This window comes from Mycobacterium sp. E2479 (assembly GCF_001667925.1).
Lineage (GTDB): Bacteria > Actinomycetota > Actinomycetes > Mycobacteriales > Mycobacteriaceae > Mycobacterium.
Map to the genome: position 1 here is coordinate 167,535 of NZ_LZJR01000071.1, position 21,989 is coordinate 189,523.

Consider the following 21,989-nt stretch of genomic DNA (forward strand, 5'->3'; position numbering starts at 1 on the left):
AAAGTGGGCGGCAACGAACATTGACGGAAAGTAGGCGTCAACACCGCAGCCAAGAGGTTTGCTACGCGGCGCGGTCTCCGCCACCGCGCCCTTGACAAGGTCCGGCCCAGGTTGCGCGTATGGCGCGCTGGTGGGCCCGGCCCGCCCGTAGCGGAGGCGATCCCGCCAAAGGTGTCGCCTCCCCCATCGTCGAAACAGAAGGTTCGACCGAAAACCAAGTGCCCATCGGCGATTCCGCCTGCCTCGTGCCCGGCTCGAACAACGGCCAGACTCCAGCCTCTACCCCTGCCGACCTAACCAGGTAAGCCCCAGATCAGCCGACTGGCCGCGCCAACGCAACCAGATGTACGGCGATTCCCACGAACGGACCGAATAACAGCGCGATCACCGTGCGCATGTCCAACGGTAGCGGCAGCAGCAGCAACAACGTCGACGCCACCGTCGCACCGACCCAGCCCAGCGAATATGCCCGATGCAGCGCTGCGGCAACCGCGGCGGTGCCAGTGAGCGTCAGCATCGCGAGGGCCACCGCCGCCGCAGTCAACCAGGCCAGCAGCGCCCCGCTGGCGTGATAGTCGGGACCGAACCCGACGCGCAGCAACCAGGGGCCGACAAGTCCTGCGGCCGGCACGCCGACTGCGCCAATCCCGCCGATGATCGCAGCCGGGGTAATCAGCGCCCGAAGCCGATCCGCGCGTTGGTCGACGAAATGAGCGATCAGGTTGCTTTGCATCCCGCCCAGCGGGAGCAGCAGCGGCGCGCGGGTCAAGGCGACCGCCAGGATGACGACGCCGCCCGCCGCCCCCAACTCATTTGAGGTCGCTTTGAGCAACACCGGGAATCCCATCACCAGAATCGCGCTGGCACCGGCCGCAGTCATTGAATGCGCCGCGCCGCGCAGGAACTTCGCGGTCCCCCCGGGCGTCTGCACCCGGGCCGAGGCTCGCGTCGTGGGCGAGGCCAGCAGCATGAGCACCCATCCCGCCGCGCCCGTGACGGTGGCCCACAGGAATCCCGCCAGGCCCCATCCGAGCACAAACGCGGCCACAGCGACCACCACCCGGATGACGGCGTCGGTCACCATCAGCGCTGCGTACTGTGTCCAGCGGTTGCCGCCGGCCAGCATGCCCAGCAGGGCGGAATGCAGACAAAAGCCGGCCATCCCGAAGCTGAGGAGACCCACAGACAGCCAGCGTTCGTCGACGAATACCTGCTTGCTCCACACCGGCGAACTGCCTGCGATCGCCACGGCCGCGACGACGCCGGTCATCCCGGCCACCCGTAGCGGATGGGTACGACGGCCCGTGATGATGTCGTTCGACGGTGCCGAGCGGACTTCGCGGGTAGTTTCCTGCAACAGGCCGCTCGTGGCCCCGGTGACCAGGCCGAACGCTCCCCAGAAGACCCCGAACACTGAGAATCCGGCGGGGGCCAGGTCACGAGCCGCCAGATAGAGCGCCACGTAACCACAAATGGAGGTCAATGCGGTCGCCGTGCCGACCCGGGCGACGTTGCCCCGCGCGACCGGACCGGTGGCGGCTGCTGTACCTCCGACCTCGGTCATCGCGAAGGCACTCCCGTAGCGCTGGGTTGCATCTCCCACCAGGTCGGTCGAGCGATTGCGCAATTGAAGGACGCGGACGGGGATTCGCCGGCCACTACTGTTCGACGTCGACCGGGGCAACCTTGTCGACCGCGCCAAACATAAAATGGCTCAACACAACTCCCGCTGCGCTCGCGATAAGTCGTTACATCTTCGCGCGCGATCGGCCCGACTAACCAAGGCAGAGCGATGGGTAAACGTCGATCAACGTGTGCGGAGGTCGTACGCCGCGCGACAAAAGATACTCCGCCAGATCCAGCGCGTAGCGGCCCAGTGGAACGGGTTTGAAGTTGTTCTGCTGTTGGCTTTGTTGACGATGTCATCGGCGATATTGGTCCAGACGAAGGGTTTGGGCGATCATTCCACGACACGACCGATTTCTGACGGCGTTTACGTGATCGCGCACGCTCGTTGAGCTGCCGGTTGCACGGGATGGCGTTCGATGACGGAAGACCATACCGCGACCAGGCTGAGTCAGAACGCAGGGTCGGGCCCAAGTACTAGTCGGCTGCCAGCCAGTCCCTCAGTTCGGCGTGTGTGCGCGTCGAGTAGCTGTCCATCGCCGGGTCTCAGGTTCCGCTCGAGGCAGGCGCGGCGATCTGCTTGAAAAAGCCCAAGAAGGTCTGGTGATGATGCCACGGCACTCAATTCGATAGGCACGCTTGATCAATGCTCGAAGGCTTGTGTCGTAGCTGCGGATCGTCTAGTTGGACTATGCCTTGATGCGAACTCGTCCATGCCGCGATAGGGATCGGTTACTCTGATGCGATGCGTTGGTTCGGCCCCACCGCGGGCTATCTCATGCCGCACATTATCGCCTTCCGACATGAGATGTACGCCCCAGAAGGCAGCACGCGGAACCCGATCCATCTTTGCGAAGGCTCTGATTAGTGCCTTCTCGTATACGCCGTGCACGCGCATCCTTGGCCCGCCGTGCAACCAACGGTGATGGGCGGCCGGACCATCGGCTCGACATCATGGACCACGCTCTGTACGCGCAGCATCGCGCCATCGGCCGAAGCGTAGTAATCCAGGTTGTGTGGATCTATGACGATGCTTTCGACATCGACAGCGTGAGGAGATTAAGGCGCAATCTCGCCAACGGGTTGGCGGGACGGCGCATCGAGCGCTCGCCGCTACTAGCCCGTCATCGGTGGGTCTCAGATCCGGGGCCGGCAGACATCGACATCGCGGAGCGTGCCCGCCCGCGCGCGGAACTCACCGATTGGGCTGACGAACGCGCGCAGCTGCCGATTGACTTGGAACGGGGGCCCGGGTGGCATCTCGGTGTCGTTCCACTTTCGGACGGCTCCCACGCGGTCAGCCTGGTGATATCCCATTACCTCGTAGACGGTTTCGGGCTGGCGCTGACGATAGCTGAGGCAGCACTGGAGATCGGCCGCGATCTTGGCTACCCACCGCCACGTTCGCAAACTCGGCTACGCGCCGTACTACAGGATGCCCGCCAAACAGCGCAGGACGTCCCACAGTCGGCGCGGGCGCTTCGCGCGGCGGCAAGACTGGCCCGTCGTCAGCGCCGCGACACTGCCCAAGCACCAGCGCCACGACCCGTCGTGCTAGATGGAAGTGATGGCGATGAAATCGCCGTTGTGCCGGTTATCACGATCCACATCGACGCGGAGGCTTGGGACGCCCGGGCCAAGGCGCTTGGCGGAACGAGTGACACGTTGGTCGCCGGGTTGGCAGCAAAACTCGCCGAGCACGTCGGCCGGCGACGCGCCAGCGACGGCGCCGTCACTTTGCAACTACCGATGAGCGAACGCACGCAAGACGATACGCGTGCGGTCGCGGTGTCGTTTTCGCGCGTCAGCGTGGACCCGACGGGGGTCACGACGGATCTGCGCGACGTCCGCGCTGCACTCAAGCAGGCGCTGACCACGCTGCGCGAAACGCCAGATGAAGACGAGCGCCAGCTCTTATGGCTGGCCCCATTTGCGCCGAAACGGTTGCTGAAACGGTTGGCCGACGCGGCAGTCGACGATCCCGATCTTCCAGTGTTCTGTTCGAATTTGCGCGACCTCGGTCCGATGGTCTTGGCGCTCGCCCACAATGAAACCGAGTACGCCACCATCTCCGGCGTACTCTATCCGCTCCACCTCATACGTGTGATCGGCCAGGACGTCACCAGACGATGGCTTGAGCGAGCGGGCGGGCAATTGACGATTCAGTCTTGGCGCATCGGCGACAAGGTTGGCATCACCGTGGAGGCCTACCGACCGGGCGGCGAGAACACAAAGCCCGCCTTGCGTGAGCTCGCCGCGCGGACGCTGGCTGAGTTCGACCTCACCGGCGAGATCGATTGACGAACCGCCCGACTCCGGGCGAACGTGACTGATTCGCCGGCGCGCTGCCGCTAGATGAGGACCAGGCGGTTCAACCGTCAGAGGCGCGGTTGGCCGCCAATCTGTCGCGAAGGCTCTTCGGCCGTATGTCGGGCCAGTTCTGTTCGATGTATTCGAGGCATGCGGCGCGGTCCGCTTCGCCGTACACCACCCGCCAGCCGGACGGGACATCGGCGAAGGTGGGCCACAAGCTGTGCTGTTCCTCGTCGTTAACCAGGACAAAAAAGCTGCCGCTGTCGTCGTCGAATGGATTAATGCTCACAAGTTCTCCAGCCCGCCTAGTCGAGGTGAGTAAGACCGTTACAAACCATAGTGGAGGCGCGCAGCGTTGTGCGGGGTCTCCCCTGATTTGTTGACTCCGCGACGCGGCCCTGCCTTGACACGCGGCTCGCCTTGGCGGGTCGCGGTCCGAGCGGTCAGGTGCCGCGAGCAAACACTCCGTCACTCCCGCGACGCGGTTGGCGGTGTGCACGTCAAGCCGACGCGTGCCCCGGCAGCGCGCCACCGGATACGTCTCGGTAGCCACACCAGAGCGCTGATTGGGGAGATTTCGTTTATTGACGCCCACGTAGGCGCTCAGCTGGACTGATCCGCGGCCGTGCATCCGTCAACATCTTTGCCGAGCGCTGGCGCGTCATGGTCGGATGACATCCGAAACGGCGGACTTCATCACGCTTTCCCTATCCGTTAACAGACTTCCCAATGAAGGCAGCCCAGCTAATATCACGGTTAGGTAACGATCTTATCGTTTTTTTATATTCGCCTGCCGCGTGCGTATTACCATCTCCCTGCCATCTACGCCGGTTGCGGCACCGAAGCGCCGACTTGAGGAGGGTCAATAGGCGTCGGTGGTGGAGATGGCAGTCGGGGGATCTGCAGATCTTGAGTCAAGCAGTGGGGGCAATGCCAGTGGTCATTGCCCGTAAGGAGGCGGAATGGTTGCATTCCGGGCCATCAATGAAGATGACGCACGTCGGTCGGATTCATTGAATTGTTCGCCCGGTGCGACCGCCAGGCCTGCCACCCCGGTTGCCATTATCGGTGTGGCATGCCGACTTCCAGGGGGAATCGACTCACCGGACCGGTTGTGGGACGCGTTGCTGCGCGGCGACGACCTGATCACCGAAATCCCGGCCGATCGCTGGAATGCCGAGGAATACTACGACCCGGAGGTCGGGGTGCCGGGCCGGTCGGTGTCCAAGTGGGGCTCCTTCCTCGACGACGTGGCAGGGTTCGATTACGAATTCTTCGGAATCGAGGAGCGGGAAGCGACCGCAATCGACCCGCAGCATCGCCTGCTGCTGGAAACGTCTTGGGAGGCAGTGGAACACGCGGGTCTCAACCCGGCGAATTTGGCCGGGTCGCGGACCGCCGTCTACGTGGGTTTATCGCACGACGACTATCTGTCGATGGCAGCCGACACCGACCTTCAGGAGGGCGCGTACGCATTCTTGAGTAATAGCCGCAGCATGGCGTCCGGACGAATCGCCTACGCCATGGACCTACGAGGTCAGGCGATAACCGTCGATACCGCATGTTCGTCTGGGCTCGTCACTGTGCATCTCGCATGCCGCAGCCTGCACGACAGCGAATGCGACCTGACGCTGGCGGGTGGCGTTTCGCTGACGCTGGATCCACGGAGATACGCCGCCGCTTCAGCGAGCGGCGTACTGTCAGCGACAGGGCGCTGCCACGCATTCGACGTCGCCGCCGATGGTTTCGCAATCGGCGAGGGCAGCGCGATGATGCTGCTCAAGCGGTTACCGGATGCGTTGCGCGACGGAGACCGGATCTTGGCCGTAATACGAGGTACCTCGGTGAACAACGGTGGCCGATCCGCGGCCGTCACCACGCCGTCGCGACCCGCGCAAGTGGCGGCCTACCGGACGGCCTTGGCTGCGGCAGGCGTGGACGCCGGCAGCGTCGGCATGGTGGAGGCGCACGGCAGCGGCGACCCGGCGGGTGATCGGACCGAATTCGCAAGCCTGGCAGAGGTTTATGGAACTGCCGGTCCCTGCGCACTCGGCTCGCTGAAGACGAACTTTGGGCACAGCCAATCGATTTCGGGAACGCTGGGCTTGATCAAAGCGGCGCTGGCGCTGCGGCACGGCGTGATACCCGGGAATCTACGCTTTACCCGCCTGCCAGACGAACTCGCGCAAGCCGAGACAAATATCTTTGTGCCACAGTCAAATACGCCGTGGCCCAGCGATGGTCTTCAACCACGACGGGCAGCCGTGTCGGCCTACGGGTTCTCGGGTACCAATGCCCACGCAATCTTGGAACAAGCTCCCGCGACTTCTGAATCCGTCGCAGCAGCCCACGCGGCCACGTCGCCCCTCCAGCCACCGTTACTCTTGCCGCTATCGTCCACCTCAGCCGACGAGTTGCGCCGTACCGCAGGCAGATTAGCCGATTGGGTGCGATCAGAGGACGAGGTGGCGCTGCCCGATTTGGCTTATACCCTGTCGCGCCGTCGTGGACACCGCCCGGTGCGAACCACGATCGTCACCGACAGCCTCGACGATGCAGGGGCCAAGTTGCGCGAAGTCGCCGACGGCGGCACTACGTATCTGGCCGCGGTTGGACGCGACGATCGGGGCCCGGTCTGGGTGTTCTCCGGTAACGGATCCCTGTGGCCGGCCATGGGGGCCGAGCTGATGGCCAACGAGCCTGTGTTTGCTGCCACCATCGCGGCGGCCGAGCCACTGATCGCGCAGGAGTCGGGATTTTCGGTAACCGACGCAATGACAGCGCCCGAGGTGATATCCGGCGTAGACCGGTTGCACCCGACTCTGTTCGCCATGCAGGTCGCGTTGGCGGCCACCATGAAGTCTTACGGGGCGCCCCCCGGCGCGGTGATCGGGCACTCGCTCGGCGAGACCGCGGCGGCAGTGGCTGCGGGGGCGCTATCGCTGGCGGACGGGGTACGCGTCGTCTGCCGTAGCTCTCGGCTGATGGCGCGCCTCGCCGATTCCGGAGCAATGGCGTTGGTGGAAATGCCTGCGCAACAGGTGCTTTCCGAGTTGATGGCCGGTGGGATCAGGGACGTTGTGATCTCCGTGGTGGCTTCACCGCAGTCCACGATCATCGGCGGGACCGCTGAGACCGTGCGCGAACTGGTGGGCACATGGCAAGCTCGGGCAGTGATGGCTCGCGAGCTGGCCACCGACCTGGCATGGCATACCCCGCTGGTCCAACCCATTCTTGATGAACTATCGGAGGCGCTGGCCGAGCTGGCCCCGACAACGCCAGAAGTACCCTTCTACTCGACAAGCCAGTTCGACCCGCGTGAGCTGCCGGCGTTCGATGCCCGCTACTGGGTGGACAATTTCCGGCGCACGGTGCGGTTCGCCGCGGCGGTCCAGGCCGCAATGCAGGACGGCTACCGGGTATTCGCCGAGCTGACAGCGGATTCCCTGCTCGACGCCCCGCTCGAACAGAACGCTCGCAGCCTCGACGTGTCGATCGCCGCTGTGGCGGGTGTGCGACGCGATCGAGCACTGCCGCACGGGCTGCGCAGCCTCCTCGCGGATCTGCACAGTGCGGGCGCAGCGGTTGACTTCTCCGCGCTCTATCCGAGCGGCCGTCTGGTAGACGCGCCCCTGCCAACGTGGACGCACCGTCGGCTGCTGTTGGACCGCGACGATCCGCACTCCGCCGCCCCTTCAGCCGGTTGCACTGTGTCGGTACACCCGCTACTGGGTGCGCACGTGCGCTTGCAGGAAGAGCCGGAGCGCCACGTCTGGCAAGGAGAGGTCGGTACCGCCGCCCAACCATGGCTGAAGGACCACCACATCCAATCTGTCGCTGCGCTTCCCGCGGCGGCCCATTGCGAGATGGCGCTGGCCGCCGCGCGCACGGTGCTGGGCGAGACCTCGGAAGTGCGCGACATCCGATTCGAGCAGGCGCTGCCGCTGGATGAGCAGACTACGATCGGCGCTTCGGCGTCGTTGTCGTTCTCGGGCGCGGTCGAGTTCAGGGTAGAGGCATCCCGGAGAGGGGAGAAAAGCCGGCTGAGCAAGGCAGTCCTGCACGCCGCTGACGACGGACCAAGCGCCGCCCACGACATTGCCGCGCTTCTTGCCGCCCACCCGCACAGTGAGGACGGCGCCGAGGTGCGCAAGCGCCTGGAAGAGCAGGGGGTCCAATACGGCCCGGCGTTCACCGGTCTTGGCGTGGTGCATACGGGCGAAGGTAGCGACAGCGTCCTGGGCGAGGTCGCACTCCCCCGCCAAATCCGCTCCCACCAACACGGTTACACCGCGCACCCGGCATTGTTGGATGCCTGCTTTCAATCGGTCGCGGCCCATCCGGCAATGCGGGCGATTGCCGGGAACGTGTTGGCGCTGCCGCAAAGCATCCGGCGGTTACGCGCCTACGGCGCGGCTCGCAACCCGCGCTATTGCTATACACGCGTGTCGAATGCCGACAGCTCCGGGATCGAGGCTGATCTCGAGGTGCTCGACGAGCACGGGGGGATCCTGCTCGCCGCGCAGGGGTTGCGGTTGGACACCGGTCTTTCCGAAAAAGACAAGAAAGACCGGGTACTGGCCGAGCGGCTGTTGACCATCAAATGGCGACAGCGAGAACTGCCGGGCGTGGAATACGTTCACCCCGGAAGCTGGCTGTTGATCAGCACCACCGCCGTCGCAGATGTTTTGGCCACCGATTTGCCCGACGCCCTGAAAAGTCATGGCGCGCAATGCACCACCATGTCCTGGACACCGCACGCTGACCACGCCGTAAACAGCCGACAGCTTCGACAGCATCTGCACCGCACCGGGTTTACCGGCGTAGTGGTGCTCATGGGACCGCGAAGCGGTGATGACGCCGATCCCTCGATGGGCCGCCAGTGTGTGCAGCATCTGGTACGAATCATCCGCGAACTGCCGGATATCCCGGGTGAGTCGTCTCGCCTATACGTCGTGACCCGCACCGCCCAAACGGTGCTCGCCGGTGATGAACCGAACCTGGAACAGGCTGGGCTCCGGGGTCTGATCCGAGTGGTCGGCGCGGAGCATCCACACTTGCGAGTCACCCATGTCGATCTGGATGCCGACACCGAAGCCGAACATCTCGCCCGGCAACTCGAGGGCGGATCCGAGGAGGACGAAACCGCCTGGCGCAACGGCGAATGGTACACAGCGCGGTTGTCACCCAGTCCACTGCTTCCCGAAGAGCGTCGCACCACCGTTGCAGACCACGAGCGCGACGGGATGCGCCTGCAGATCCGCACACCCGGCGCTTTGGAGTCGATGGAACTCGTTGCCTGCGAACGGGTTGCGCCCGGACCGAAACAGATCGAGGTCGCAGTCAGCTCGTCCGGCGTCAATTACACCGACGTCCTCCTAGCGTCCGGTCGCCTCACCTCGCCCGAATTCGATGGCCGCTCAACGCAGCTCGGCACCGACTTCGCGGGGGTGGTGACAGCGGTGGGATCGGGTGTCGCCGACCATAAGGTGGGCGACCATGTTGGCGGACTGTGCCACACCGGTTCGTGGGGCACGTTCCTTACCTGTGATGCCCGCTCGGCCGTCACTCTGCCGGCGGGGCTTTCTGACGAGCAGGCGGCCGCGGTGACCACCCCGACGGCCACAGCCTGGTACGGACTGCACGAACTCGCCCACATCGACAGCAACGACAAGGTATTGATTCACTCGGGTACTGGCGGTGTCGGACAGGCGGCAATCGCGATCGCCCGCGCGGCGGGAGCCGAGATCTTCGTGACTGCCGGTAATGAGCAGCGCCGAAACATGTTGCACGACATGGGTATCGAGTATGTCTATGACTCACGAAGCGTCGAATTCGCCGACCTGATACGCCGTGACACCGACGGCTACGGGGTCGACATTGTACTCAACTCGCTCACCGGTGCAGGCCAGCGCGCGGGAATCGAATTGCTCGCCCACGGCGGACGATTCATTGACATCGGCAAACATGGCAGCTACGGCGAGATCCCAATGGGGTTTGGGTCGTCACGGCGCAACCTCGCGTTCTACGCCGTGGATCTGGCGTCGATGGCCGAGACCCACCCACACCGGCTTCGCACGTTGTTGAGCGAGGTGTACCAACTCACCGCGGATGGCGTGCTGCCGACGCCGCAGAATACGCGTTACCCACTGGAGGACGCCGCCAACGCAATTCGCGCGATGCGCGACGCCCGACACGCCGGAAAACTCCTACTAGACATCCCCCGCACCGGGCGCACGCCGGTAATCGTGCCGCCGCCGGCGGCCCGAGTCTTCCGCGACGACGGCGCGTACATCATCACCGGTGGACTCGGGAGCCTGGGTCTGTTCCTGGCCGAGAGGATGGCGTCTCCCGACTCCGGGGAGGGCTGCGGACGCATCGTGTTGTGTTCGCTCTCGCAGCCGGCTCCCGAGGCCCTCGACAGGATTGAGCGCATCCGCGCGATGGGCGCCGACCTCGTGGTGGAGTGTGGCGACATCGCCGAGCCGGCTACGGCTCGGCGTCTGGTCATGGCGGCAACGGCGACCGGCCTGGCGTTACGCGGAGTGGTGCACGCGGCGGCGGTGACCGAGGACGCGGCCTTGACCGATACCACCGACGAACTCATCGAACGAAGCTGGGCGCCAAAGGTTTACGGAGCATGGCATTTGCACCATGCCACCGCTGGACAGCCGTTGGATTGGTTCTGTTCGTTCTCCTCGGCAGCCGCTCTGGTGGGCTCGCCGGGTCAAGGTGCCTACGCCGCGGCCAACAGCTGGTTAGACGCCTTCAGCCTGTGGCGGCGCGCGAAGGGCCTGCCGGCCAATGCGATCGCCTGGGGCCAGTGGGGTCCGCTCGACCCCGCCACCACCCCGGGTGACGTCGACATCGTCATTGCGGCCGATGAGGGCGCTTATGCGTTCGAAACGCTGTTGCGCCATGAGCGCACCTACACCGGCTATGCGGTTATGGGCACTTCAGTGACCGCCTTCGCCCAGCACAGTCCTTTCGCCGAAGCGTTCCGTTCGACTGGGCAGACCACGACGGGTTCCAGATTGCGAGCCGAGCTCGAGGGATTGCCCTTCGATGAGCGGCCCACCCGGCTGTTGAGCCTGATCTCCGATCAGGTCCGCCTGATCCTGCGTCGAAACGTGGATGTCGACCGGCCGCTCTCCGAGTACGGAATGGACTCACTCGGCGCGCTGGAACTACGCACCCGCATCGAGACCGAAACAGGAATACGCATCAATTCAACCGAGCTCGTCGACGTGGGCACGGTACGCGGCCTGGCGGGAATGCTGTGCGAAAGGCTCGCAGAATCAAGGTAAATAGCCGTCAAATGCCAACGGCCGCTTAAAATTACGATGCGCTCGCGCAATGTCGAAACGATTTGGAAGGCTGATCAGTGTCACTGCGGATACTTCCTGCGCGAACCCCCGAAGGCAGCGCAGTCAACGGTGTTGCGGGCCTGGACAATCGCCTCGCCTACGTGGACCAAGCGTTGTTCATGGGGCAGCGCGTCACCGGGCCCAAGCAAGTCATGCAGGTCGTGTGGTTGTATGAGCATCCTCTTGATTTGGACGGGCTGAGGCGATTTCATCACAATCTCGGTCATGGGTTGCTGGGAAGGCGCATCGAGCGTTCCCCGCTGCCGTTCGCCCGCTATCGGTGGGTACTAGACCGCGGTCCGACGGACATTGATGTTGCGGAGCGCCCCCGCCCACGCGCCGAGGTCAGCGACTGGGCAGACGAGCGTTCACAGATCCCGGTTGACCCGGAGTCCGGCCCCGGCTGGCATCTGGGCGTGCTTCCACTGACCGATGGCTCGACCGCGGTAAGCCTGGTGATCTCCCATTACTTGCTCGACGGTCTCGGACTTGTCGTGTCGGGAATCGAGGCCCTTTCGGGCATCACGCATGAATTTGGATACCCACCGCCACATTCGCGCACTCGACTGCGCGCGCTGATCGAGGATGCCCGTCAAACAGCGCAGCAGGCGCCCGAACTTGGCCGCGCGCTTGTCGCGGCGGCAAGACAGGCCCGCAATCAGCGGCAGAACACCGCGAAATCACAGGCATCGCGACCGCCCGCCCTCAAGGTAAGCGACGAAAACAATGCTGCTGATCCCGTTGTCGTCGTGCCGACCGTCACCGTTTTGGTCGACCTCGCTGACTGGGATGCCTGCGCGGAGGCGCTGGGCGGAACGAGTAAGACGCTGCTCGCCGGGTTCGTGGCGAAATTCGCGGAGCACGTAGGGCGGCGACGCGCCGGTGACGATACCGTCACGGTGCAACTCCCCATCAGCACCAGGACCGAGAGCGACATGCGCGCAAACGCTGTGGCGTTCGCGCGGGTCAGCATCGACCCGACGCGGGTGACGACCGACCTGCGTGACGTGCGTGCCGCGATCAAGGAAGCGCTGGTCACCCTGCGGGAAACACCCACCGAGGATTCCGCGCGAGTCGCTTCGCTAATCCCCTTCATACCGAAACGGGTGTTGAAACGGCTGAGCGCACTGGACTACGCGATGCTCAGCGAGGCGCTTCCCGTGCTGTGCTCCAACCTTGGCGACTTGGGCTCAGTGGTGTGCCGCCTCGATGGCAGCGACGCCGAGTTCGTCACGGGGCGACTGGGTTTCCAACACCTGACACAACAGTGGCTCGAGCGCACGGGCGGCCTGATGACTGTGCAGTCTTGGCGCCTGCACAGCAGAATCGTCATCAGCATCGGCGCCTACCAGCCGGGCGCCGAGAACACGAAGCTCGCCATGCGCGAGCGCGCTGCGCGCACGCTGGACGGGTTCACCCTGACCGGCGAAATCAGCTGACGGCCCGGCGACGCGAGCCGCGTTACGGACTCAGGGCGAGTTTGAGTTGTTCCCCGTACAACGCGAGCGATTCGCTGGCCATCATGTCGTCATGGCCGCAGTCCACCGGATACACCGTGATGGCACCTGCCACGTACGGGTCCCAATTTCGGGGGTCCGACGACCCGTTGCCTTCGTCTCGCCGCGCGGAGAATATGGTCACATCGCCATCGAACACCCCGGGCACATGTTCCCGCAGGTGCGACCCGTTCGAATTGTAATTTTCAACCACGAACTCGAAGATCTGCCGCGGCGGAAGAATCGACTCCACTGTCTTTCCCTGCCGGCGGATTAAATCCTCTGCCCGCTCGTAGGTGAGAGGCTCCGCGTGTTCGGGGATATCGATACGGTTGGATCGCAAGGTGAGGTCCAGGATGCGACTCTCCCCTTGGATCTCCTCGTCAGCTCCCCCGGTATCCAGGCGACCGCTGTTGTCGAGCACCGGGTCCAGCATTATCAGACGCTGGACTTCACAGCCACGTCGGCGAAGTTCGACGGCCAGTTCATGCGCCACGGGTCCGCCGAAAGACCAGCCGAGAAGGTTGTACGGTCCCACGGGATAAAGGGCCTGCAGACGATCCGCATAATCCTTCGCCATGTCACGGATCGATTGGCGCCCAACTTCGCCCGTGTCCGGGATTTGGTTTATTCCGATGATCGGGCAATTCAAGTAATCGCCCAACACCCGGTACGCGTAGCTGAGGCCGAGACCTTCGTGAACACAGCACAGTGGGATGCCCGTGCCCTTCTTGAGCACCTCGATCGGGAGCAACTCCGCCGCGTTGTCATCACTGCTCAGTTGCTCACTCAGGCTTCTCACCGTGGGTGCGTCCAATATGGTGCGCACCGCAAGGTGGGCATCCAACGTCTTGTTGATAGTGGCGATCACGCGCATCGCCAACAATGAATCGCCACCGAGGTCGAAGAACGAATCGTCGACGCCGACGCGGTTCAGCCCGAGAATTTGAGCGAAGATGCCGGCCAGAATCTCCTCGATCGTGTTAGCCGGAGCGCGGTAGCGTTCGGCGACGACATATTCGGGCACCGGCAAGGCTCGCCGGTCGAGTTTTCCGTTGGGCGTCAAGGGAAACGCTCTCACCGATACCACGGCGACCGGCACCATGTAGGCCGGCAGCCGCTCGGCTAGTTTGGCGCGAGCGATCCGCGGATCGGCCGTGCCAGTGACATACCCGACTAGACGCTTGTCACCGGGGCGGTCTTCGCGAGCGATGACCACCGCCTGGTCCACTCCGTCGATTTCGGCCAAAGCCGCTTGGACATCACCCAGCTCGATTCGATAGCCGCGGATCTTGACCTGTTCATCGGCACGACCGAAGTACTGCAACTGGCCGTCGGGCGCCCAACACACCAGATCCCCGGTCCGATACATCCGTGCTCCGGGCGTCCCCGCGCCGGCGAACGGACACGCCACAAACCGCGAGGCGCTCAGCCCCGCCCGATTCAGGTACCCATATGAGACTCCGGCACCGGCGACATACAACTCGCCTTTCACGCCGGCCGGAACGGGGCGCAACCAGGCGTCCAGAACAAACAACGCCGCCTGGAGCACCGGCGCGCCGATCGGCACGAGGCCGGTTCCCGGTGCAAGGGGTGCACTGAAAGCTACGCCCATCGAGGTCTCGGTCGGACCGTACGCATTCACCATCAGCCGACCCGGCGCCCATCGATCCACAACCTCGGCCGGGCAGGCTTCACCGGCCACCATCACGGCCAGCGCCTCCAAACCCTCCGGGGAAAGCGCCGCGAGAGCAGAAGGGGTTTCGGTGAACACGTCGACGTTCTCAGCGAGCAGCAACGCCTTGAAGTCTTCCGGTGAGCGCGCCACGTGCTCGGGCACCACAACCAGGCGCCCCCCATGCAGCAACGCGAAGAAAATCTCCGACACCGAAACGTCGAAAGCCAGGGATTTGCACTGAGCCCAGGCGCCCGGCGTCGGCAAGTGCCTATCGACCACCTCGAGAAGTTGGACGGCGTTGTGGTGAGAGACGGCCACACCCTTGGGCACACCCGTTGTGCCCGATGTGTAAATAAGGTAAGCGATGTCGTCGGGGGCGGGTGCCGGCAATCCCGTAGCCGGAAAGCTGGGAATGCGGGTGTCGTGGACATCGATGATCAGCAAGTCTGAGCCACCCAATCGCGCCCGCAGATCCGAAGTGGTGATCGCCGCGATCGGCACTGCATCGGCCACCATGAACTCGATACGCGCCACTGGCACCGCGGGGTCGATCGGCAGATAGGCCGCGCCGGTCTTGAGCACCGCCAGGATCGCCACGATCGCCTCCGCCGAGCGCGGTAGGAGCAGCGCAACCACCTGCCCTGCACGTACACCATGGCCGGCCAACAGGTGCGCCAATCGATTCGCTGCCTCGTCGAGTTCGCGGTACGTCATCGAGCGGCCCTCGCACGTGAGCGCCACCGCTTCCGGGGCACGCTCTACGTGCGCGGCAAAGACCGCCGGAATAGACACGGACGCCGGCGCAAGGTGGGTCAACACTGCGCGGTTGCTCCACGTGTTCAGACGGGCGTGCTCGTCGGCGTCGAGCAGATCGATCGACGACAACGGCCGGGTGGGGTCGGCGGTCATGGCGACCAGCACCTTCTGGAACCGCGCGAACAGTGCCTCGATGCCGGCTGTGTCGAACACGTCGGCGTCGTACTCGACACGAAGGCCTATTTCATGACCCGGCATGGCGGCAACAGCCAGCGGGTAGTGGGTGGATTCGCTGGTATTGACCTCGGTGATGGTCAGGTCGTAGTCGCCGGTTAGCGCCTCGGTGTCGACCGGATAGTTCTCGTAGATGAACATGGAGTCGAACAACTGGTCGTGGTCGGTGAGTCGGTGGATCTCGGGCAACGCCAGATGCTGGTGCTCCAGCGTGCAATTGTGGGCGTCCTGCAGTTGATCCAGCAGGTCAGCGCCGGTGGTCGCGGTGGTGATGTGTGCCCGTACGGGGACCGTGTTGATGAGCAGTCCCACCATCGAGTCGGCGCCGACCAATTCCGGCGGCCGCCCCGAGACGGCGGTACCGAAGACCACGTCATGCTGGCCGGTCAATCGCATCAACATCTGCGCCCATGCCGCCTGCAACACGATGTTGACGGTCGTGTGACGCGAACGCGCCAGGTCGCTCACAGCCTGGGTGATGTTCTCCGCCACCTCAAACCATGCGGCGCATCGCCGCGCCTGACCGAGCCGGCCCGGCGGACCCACCAGAGTGGGGGCATCCAGGCCGGCCAGTACCTCGCGCCAAGCCGCCTGGGCCGCAGCGCGATCCCGTGCAGTGAGCCAGGCGACAAAGTTGCGATAGGGTACGGCCGCGGGCAGCGGACGTCCGTAATAACTGGCAAAGATCTCCTGCAGCAGGATCGGCAGCGACCAGCCATCAAGCACGATGTGGTGATTGGTCAGGACAAACCGGTGCCGGTCTGGTGCGGTGCGGATCAGCACCGCCCGAAAAGCGGACTGCTCGGCCAGGTCACATACCGCGATGCGTTCAGCGGTGCGCACGTCTTGGACCTGCTCGTCAATGCTCACGCCGTTTGGACGCAGGTCGATATACCGCCAGGGCACCACCGGATCGGCGGGGATGATTTGCATTGGCTCTTCGAATTGGGTCGAGAACCGGGCGGCCAGGTTGGGGTGTCGGGCTATTACCGTATGCAGCGCCGCGCGGAGCCGATCGGTATCGAGCGCACCGGTCACGGTGAAGTCCAGCTGCACCGCATATACGTCGTGGTCGGGACCGGAGCTGGCGCCCGCATGAAATAGCAGACCCTGCTGCAGCGGGGTTAACGGCAGTACGTCGGCGATATGCTGCTGGCGCTGTAGCTCATCGAGTTGTTGTTGAGTCAGATGAGTGGGAGCGAAATCCGACGGCGTGTACCCTCCCCCGCCGTTGCGGACATGCGCGCAGATCCCGGCTAGGGCTTCGAACCACAACCGGCCCAACCGACTGACCTGCTCGCGATCCACCGCCGACGGCGCCCAGGTCCAATTCGCGTGCAGCCGTGGACCGGCTTCGGTGTCCAGGGTGCCGGCGTTGAGCTCGACGGTGTGCATCAGCGGCATCGGTATGGCCGCGGCCGCACGGGTGACCGACACGACATCCTGACAAACGCGCCACTGATCGTGGGAAACGTCGGCTGCCGTTCCCAGTCGGCCCAGATAGTTGAACCCGATCACGGGGTCGGAGCCGGCCAACTCGACATCGGGGTTCACATACCTCAACAGACCGTAGCCCAACGGGTCGGGCAGGGCACGCAGCTGCTCCTTGGCGTCTTTGACCAGCGCACCCAAAGCCGGCTCGCCGGCCATGACCTCACCCCAGGCCAATCCCCCGACGCTCATCGCGACCGGATACTTGGTGGTAAACCACCCCACCGTGCGCGTCAGGTCCACATCAGCGGCCAGTTCCTCGTGACGGCCATGCCCCTCCACGTCGATGCCGATTGGCCCCCCACCGCTGCCCACGAACTCGGCCACAGCCAACCCGAATGCGATCAACAAAATGTCGTGCACCCCGGCATGAAACGCCGTTGGCACCTCTCCCACCAGCATTCGGGTGGTCTCGACATCGAGCGAGACCGACAAATGGCCCGCCGCGGCAAAGGTGTCCACCGCGGGCTGCACCGCCGCCAGCACCGCCGGTGCGGCAGCCACCTGCCGCCAAGCCTCGAGCTGACCCACCACCGCGGGACTACTGGCGTGCGCTTCCAGCAACGCCGACCACCTGGCAAACGACGTTCCGGCGGCCGGAAGTGCTATCGGCTGCCCACCGCGACGCTGCGCCCACCCCAGATTGAGGTCCTCTATCAAAATCCGCCACGAAACTCCATCCACCGCCAAGTGGTGAATGACCAACGCCAGCTGCCGAGTCGAACCCGCCCACACCGCGCTGAGCATCACCCCGGCGGCCGGATTCAATCGTGACCGCGCCGCGACCAACGCCTCGTCGGACAAAGCCTCAACCACCCGCACGCAGTCGCGGGCATCCACGTGACCCGGTTCGGGCACCCTCAACAACCAATGCCCAGCACCGTCATCGACAGCGCGCAGCCGCAACATGGCATGCCGGTCCAACAGCGCTTGCACCACCGCCACCACATCGGCCTCATCAACCAACGCCGGGGCCTGCATCACCACCGTCTGATTGAACTGCTCGACCGGGCCATCCACGCTGGCCAACCAGCGCATGATCGGCGTCGCGACGACCGGCCCGACGCCCTCGTCAACCGGATCACCGGCGCCCTCAACCGCCCCTGCCACCCGAGCCAGTCGCGCCACGCTCTGTTCGACAAAGACGTCACGAGGCCGAAACACCAGGCCCGCCGCCCGCGCCCGGGCGACCACCTGCATGGACAAGATGCTGTCGCCGCCCAGCTCGAAGAACGAATCGTCGACGCCGACCCGCTCCAGCCCCAGCACTTGGGCGTAAATGCCGGCCAGGATCTCCTCAGTCAACGTGGACGGGGCACGGTACAGATCGCCGGTCGCGTACTCGGGCGAGGGTAGAGCCCGCTTATCCAATTTCCCGTTCGCCGTCAGTGGCAATGCCTCCACCACCACGACCGCGGCCGGAACCATGTACACCGGCAACCGCTCGCCCAGCGCGGCACGCACTTCGACCGGATCGGCCGCACCGGTGATGTAGCCGACGAGGCGCTTGTCGCCTGGACGGTCTTCCCGCGCGATCACCGCCGCCTGCTCGACCCCGTGCAGGCCGGCCAACGCCGCCTGCACTTCACCCAATTCGATGCGATACCCGCGGATCTTGACCTGCTCATCAACGCGCCCCAGGTACCGCAGTTGCCCATCGGGGCCCCAACACACCCGATCCCCAGTGCGATACATCCGTCGGCCCGATACTTCTTGGCCGGCAAATGGGCACGCCACAAACCGCGACGCACTCAACCCCGACCGACCCACATAGCCGACACCGACCCCAGCACCCGCCACGTACAACTCACCGACCACCCCAGCAGGCACCGGACGCAACCAGCGATCAAGCACGAAGAAGGCGAGTCGCGCCAACGGCACCCCAATCGGGCTGGCAGCACTGTAGACGTCACCGGGCGCAATCTCCCGAAACGAGGCGTGCACGGTGGTCTCGGTCGTTCCGTACAGGTTCAGCAGCCGGGGCGAGCCCGGATGCTGGTCTAGCCACCTCCCCAATCGCCGCGGCTCGAGGGCTTCCCCGGCGAACAGCACGGCCCGCAATTTGAGTTGAGCTCCCAGGCCCGGCGCTAGCGCATCAGCGGTCTGCAAGGCATAAAACGCCGACGGGGTCTGGCTCAACACACTGACGTGTTCCGCCACTAATAACGCGTGGAAGTCTTGCGGGGAACGCGCCACCGACTCGGGTATCACCACCAGGCGCCCGCCACATAAAAGCGCACCCCATATCTCACACACCGAGACGTCGAAGGCCAGCGAATGCCACTGCGACCACACCAGCCCGTCCAGTTCCATCCCGGCGCCGAGTGAGGCAAGCAACTGGATCACGTTGTAGTGGGTAATCGCAACGCCTTTGGGGACTCCGGTGGTGCCGGAGGTGTAGATCAGGTAAGCGATGTCCTCGGGCGCCGGTGTGGGCAATGCGGTGTGCGGTTGGGCCGCGATACGGGGATCGTCCACCTCGATGACGGCCACGTCATGCCCATCGAGCCGCTCGACCAGCGCGCTGGTGGTGATCGCCGCAACCGGCGCGGCGTCACCGAGCAAGAACTCGATCCGCGCCGCGGGAACCACCGGGTCGATCGGCACATAGGCCGCCCCGGTCTTGAGCACCGCCAAAATCGCCACGATCGCCTCCGCCGAACGCGACAACAACAACGCCACACGCTCTCCGGGGCCAACACCGCCGGCGACCAACAGATGTGCCAACCGGTTCGAGGCCTCATCGAGCTCTCGGTAAGTCACCGACCGGCCCTCGAACGTCAGCGCCACCGCCCCCGGAGCACGCGCCACCTGCGCAGCGAACAATTCCGGAATCGATTGCCGCGCACTCGGATCGGACTGGATCAACATCACCCGGTTACCCCAGTCCTCAATGCGCACGCGTTCGGCTTCGTCGACCACATCGATCGACGACAACCGCCGCGCCGGGTCGGCGGTCATGGCGGCCAACACCCGTTCCAATCGCTCGATCAGTATCTGAATGCTGGCCGCATCGAACACGTCGGTGCGGAACTCCACCATCCCGCCTATCCCGGCCGGCTCACCTACGTCGGTCCAACGTTCCCCCACGGAGAACGTCAGGTCCATACGGGCTGTATGGGTGTCTGCCGGTAGCGGGGTGGCGTGTAGATCGCCCAACGCCGATTCCGCCGGGGGGTCGCCGGCGAAGTTCTGCCAGGCCAACATCACCTGCACCAGCGGATGATGGTTCAGGCTTCGGGCCGGGTTGAGCCGCTCCACCAGCACCTCGAACGGCACATCTTGGTGCTCGTAGGCGGCGAGGCTGCGCTGGCGCACCTGAGCCAATACCTCAGCGATGGTGGGGTCGCCGGCCAAATCGACGCGCAGCACCAAGGTGTTGATGAAGCAGCCCACCAGTTCATCCAGTGCCGGGTCGCGCCGCCCGGCGATCGGAAAGCCTACGGCCACATCGGAACTGGCACTGAGCTTGGCCAGCAGCACCGCCAGCGCGGCCTGCATCACCATGAAGCTGGTCGCCTTGTGCTCACCCGCCAGCCGAGCAACCCGCTGCTGCAACTCGGCCGGCCACTCCACCACCGTCCGGGCCCCGCGATAATCGGCCACCGGCGGATACGGCCGGTCAGTGGGCAACTCAAGCCGTTCGGGCAGCCCGGCCAGAAGGTCTTCCCAGTAAGTCAGCTGGGCGGCGATCCGACTGTGCGGATCCTGTAATTCACCGAATTGTTCGCGCTGCCATAGCGTGTAATCGACGTATTGCACCGGCAACGGCGCCCAACCCGGGGATTGCCCGGCACACCGGCTGGCATAGGCCAGCCCCAGATCACGTACCATCGGCGACATCGACAAGCCGTCCGCGGCGATATGGTGCACCACCGCCACCAACACATGCTCCTCATCGGCAACACGCAAAAGCTTTGCCCGCAAAGGGATCTCAGAGGTCAGATCGAACGGTTCACGCACCACCGCGGCGATGGCCTGCTCCAACCGGCCAGCCGACCAGCCACTAGCATCCACGACCTGCCAACCAAAGCCGGCTTCCTCCACCGGGATCACCTGCTGCCGGGGCACGCCGTCCACCGACGGGAACAATGTCCGCAGGCTTTCATGACGGCCCACCACGTCGGTCAGCGCCGCCTGCAGCGCCTCGGCATTCAGCCGCCCGCTCAGCCGCAGCGCCACCGCCATGTTGTACACCGCCGACGGGCCCTGCAACTGATCGATGAACCACAACCGATTCTGCGCAAACGACAACGGCACCACCTCGGGCCGCTCCACGGCCACCAGCGGGTCCAGCCCGGCGCCGCCGTCGCCCAGGCGCGATGCCAATTCGGCTACCGTGGGCGCCTCGAACAACGTGCGCACCGAAAGATGGGCTTTCAGAGTCTTATTGATCGCGGCGATGGCTCGCATCGCCGATAAGGAATCGCCGCCCACATCGAAAAACGACTCATCGACCCCGACCCGGTCCAGCCCCAAGACCTGAGCGAAGATACCGGCCAAGATCTCCTCGACCGCGCTGCCCGGAGCCCGGTAATGATCGACATCGCCATACTCCGGAGCCGGCAACGCCCGCCGATCGAGCTTGCCGTTGACCGTCAACGGCAACGCCTCAAGCACCACCACCGCCGCCGGCACCATATAGGCCGGCAGCCGCTCCGCCAACGCACCGCGCAACCGGGCCGCATCCGCGCTCCCGGTGACATAGCCGACCAACCGCTTATCGCCGGGACGGTCCTCACGGACGATCACCGCCGCCTGCGCCACACCATCCAGGCCGGCCAGCGCGGCCTGCACCTCACCCAACTCGATGCGATACCCACGGATCTTCACCTGATCATCGGCACGACCCAGATACTGCAACTGCCCATCGGGACCCCACCGCACCAAATCCCCGGTGCGATACATCCGCGCCCCCGCCGCCCCCTCACCAGCGAATGGACACGCCACGAACCGCGACGACGTCAACCCCGCCCGACCCGCATACCCATACGCAACGCCGACACCGGCCACATACAACTCACCGAC

6 protein-coding genes are annotated in these 21,989 nt (G+C 64.7%); 3 read left to right on the top strand and 3 right to left on the bottom strand.

The window, feature by feature from the left end:
* Positions 1 to 313: 313 nt before the first annotated feature.
* Entirely contained in the window at positions 314 to 1,564 is a 1,251-nt protein-coding gene (locus A5686_RS09415; protein WP_067933439.1) for a hypothetical protein, read from the bottom strand.
* Between the two features lie 929 nt (positions 1,565 to 2,493).
* Between A5686_RS09415 and A5686_RS09425 the strand changes: the two genes are divergently transcribed.
* Complete coding sequence (locus tag A5686_RS09425) at positions 2,494 to 3,927, top strand: hypothetical protein (protein WP_067933390.1); 1,434 nt, start codon at positions 2,494 to 2,496, stop codon at positions 3,925 to 3,927.
* 70 nt (positions 3,928 to 3,997) lie between these two features.
* Here the strand turns inward: A5686_RS09425 and A5686_RS09430 are convergent, their stop codons facing one another.
* Entirely contained in the window at positions 3,998 to 4,228 is a 231-nt protein-coding gene (locus A5686_RS09430; RefSeq protein WP_067933392.1) for an MbtH family protein, read from the bottom strand.
* 673 nt (positions 4,229 to 4,901) lie between these two features.
* Between A5686_RS09430 and pks2 the strand changes: the two genes are divergently transcribed.
* Together pks2 and A5686_RS09440 are read left to right on the top strand one after the other, a co-directional pair.
* Positions 4,902 to 11,246, top strand: a complete 6,345-nt coding sequence (gene pks2, locus A5686_RS09435; RefSeq protein ID WP_067933393.1) for a type I polyketide synthase — start codon at positions 4,902 to 4,904, stop codon at positions 11,244 to 11,246.
* A gap of 179 nt (positions 11,247 to 11,425) precedes the next feature.
* On the top strand, positions 11,426 to 12,745 hold the full coding sequence (locus tag A5686_RS09440; protein ID WP_156750018.1) for a hypothetical protein: 1,320 nt from the start codon (positions 11,426 to 11,428) through the stop codon (positions 12,743 to 12,745).
* A gap of 22 nt (positions 12,746 to 12,767) precedes the next feature.
* Here A5686_RS09440 and A5686_RS09445 read toward each other — a convergent pair.
* The coding region (locus A5686_RS09445) for a non-ribosomal peptide synthetase (protein WP_082947560.1) at positions 12,768 to 21,989 on the bottom strand (9,222 nt) is incomplete at its 5' end.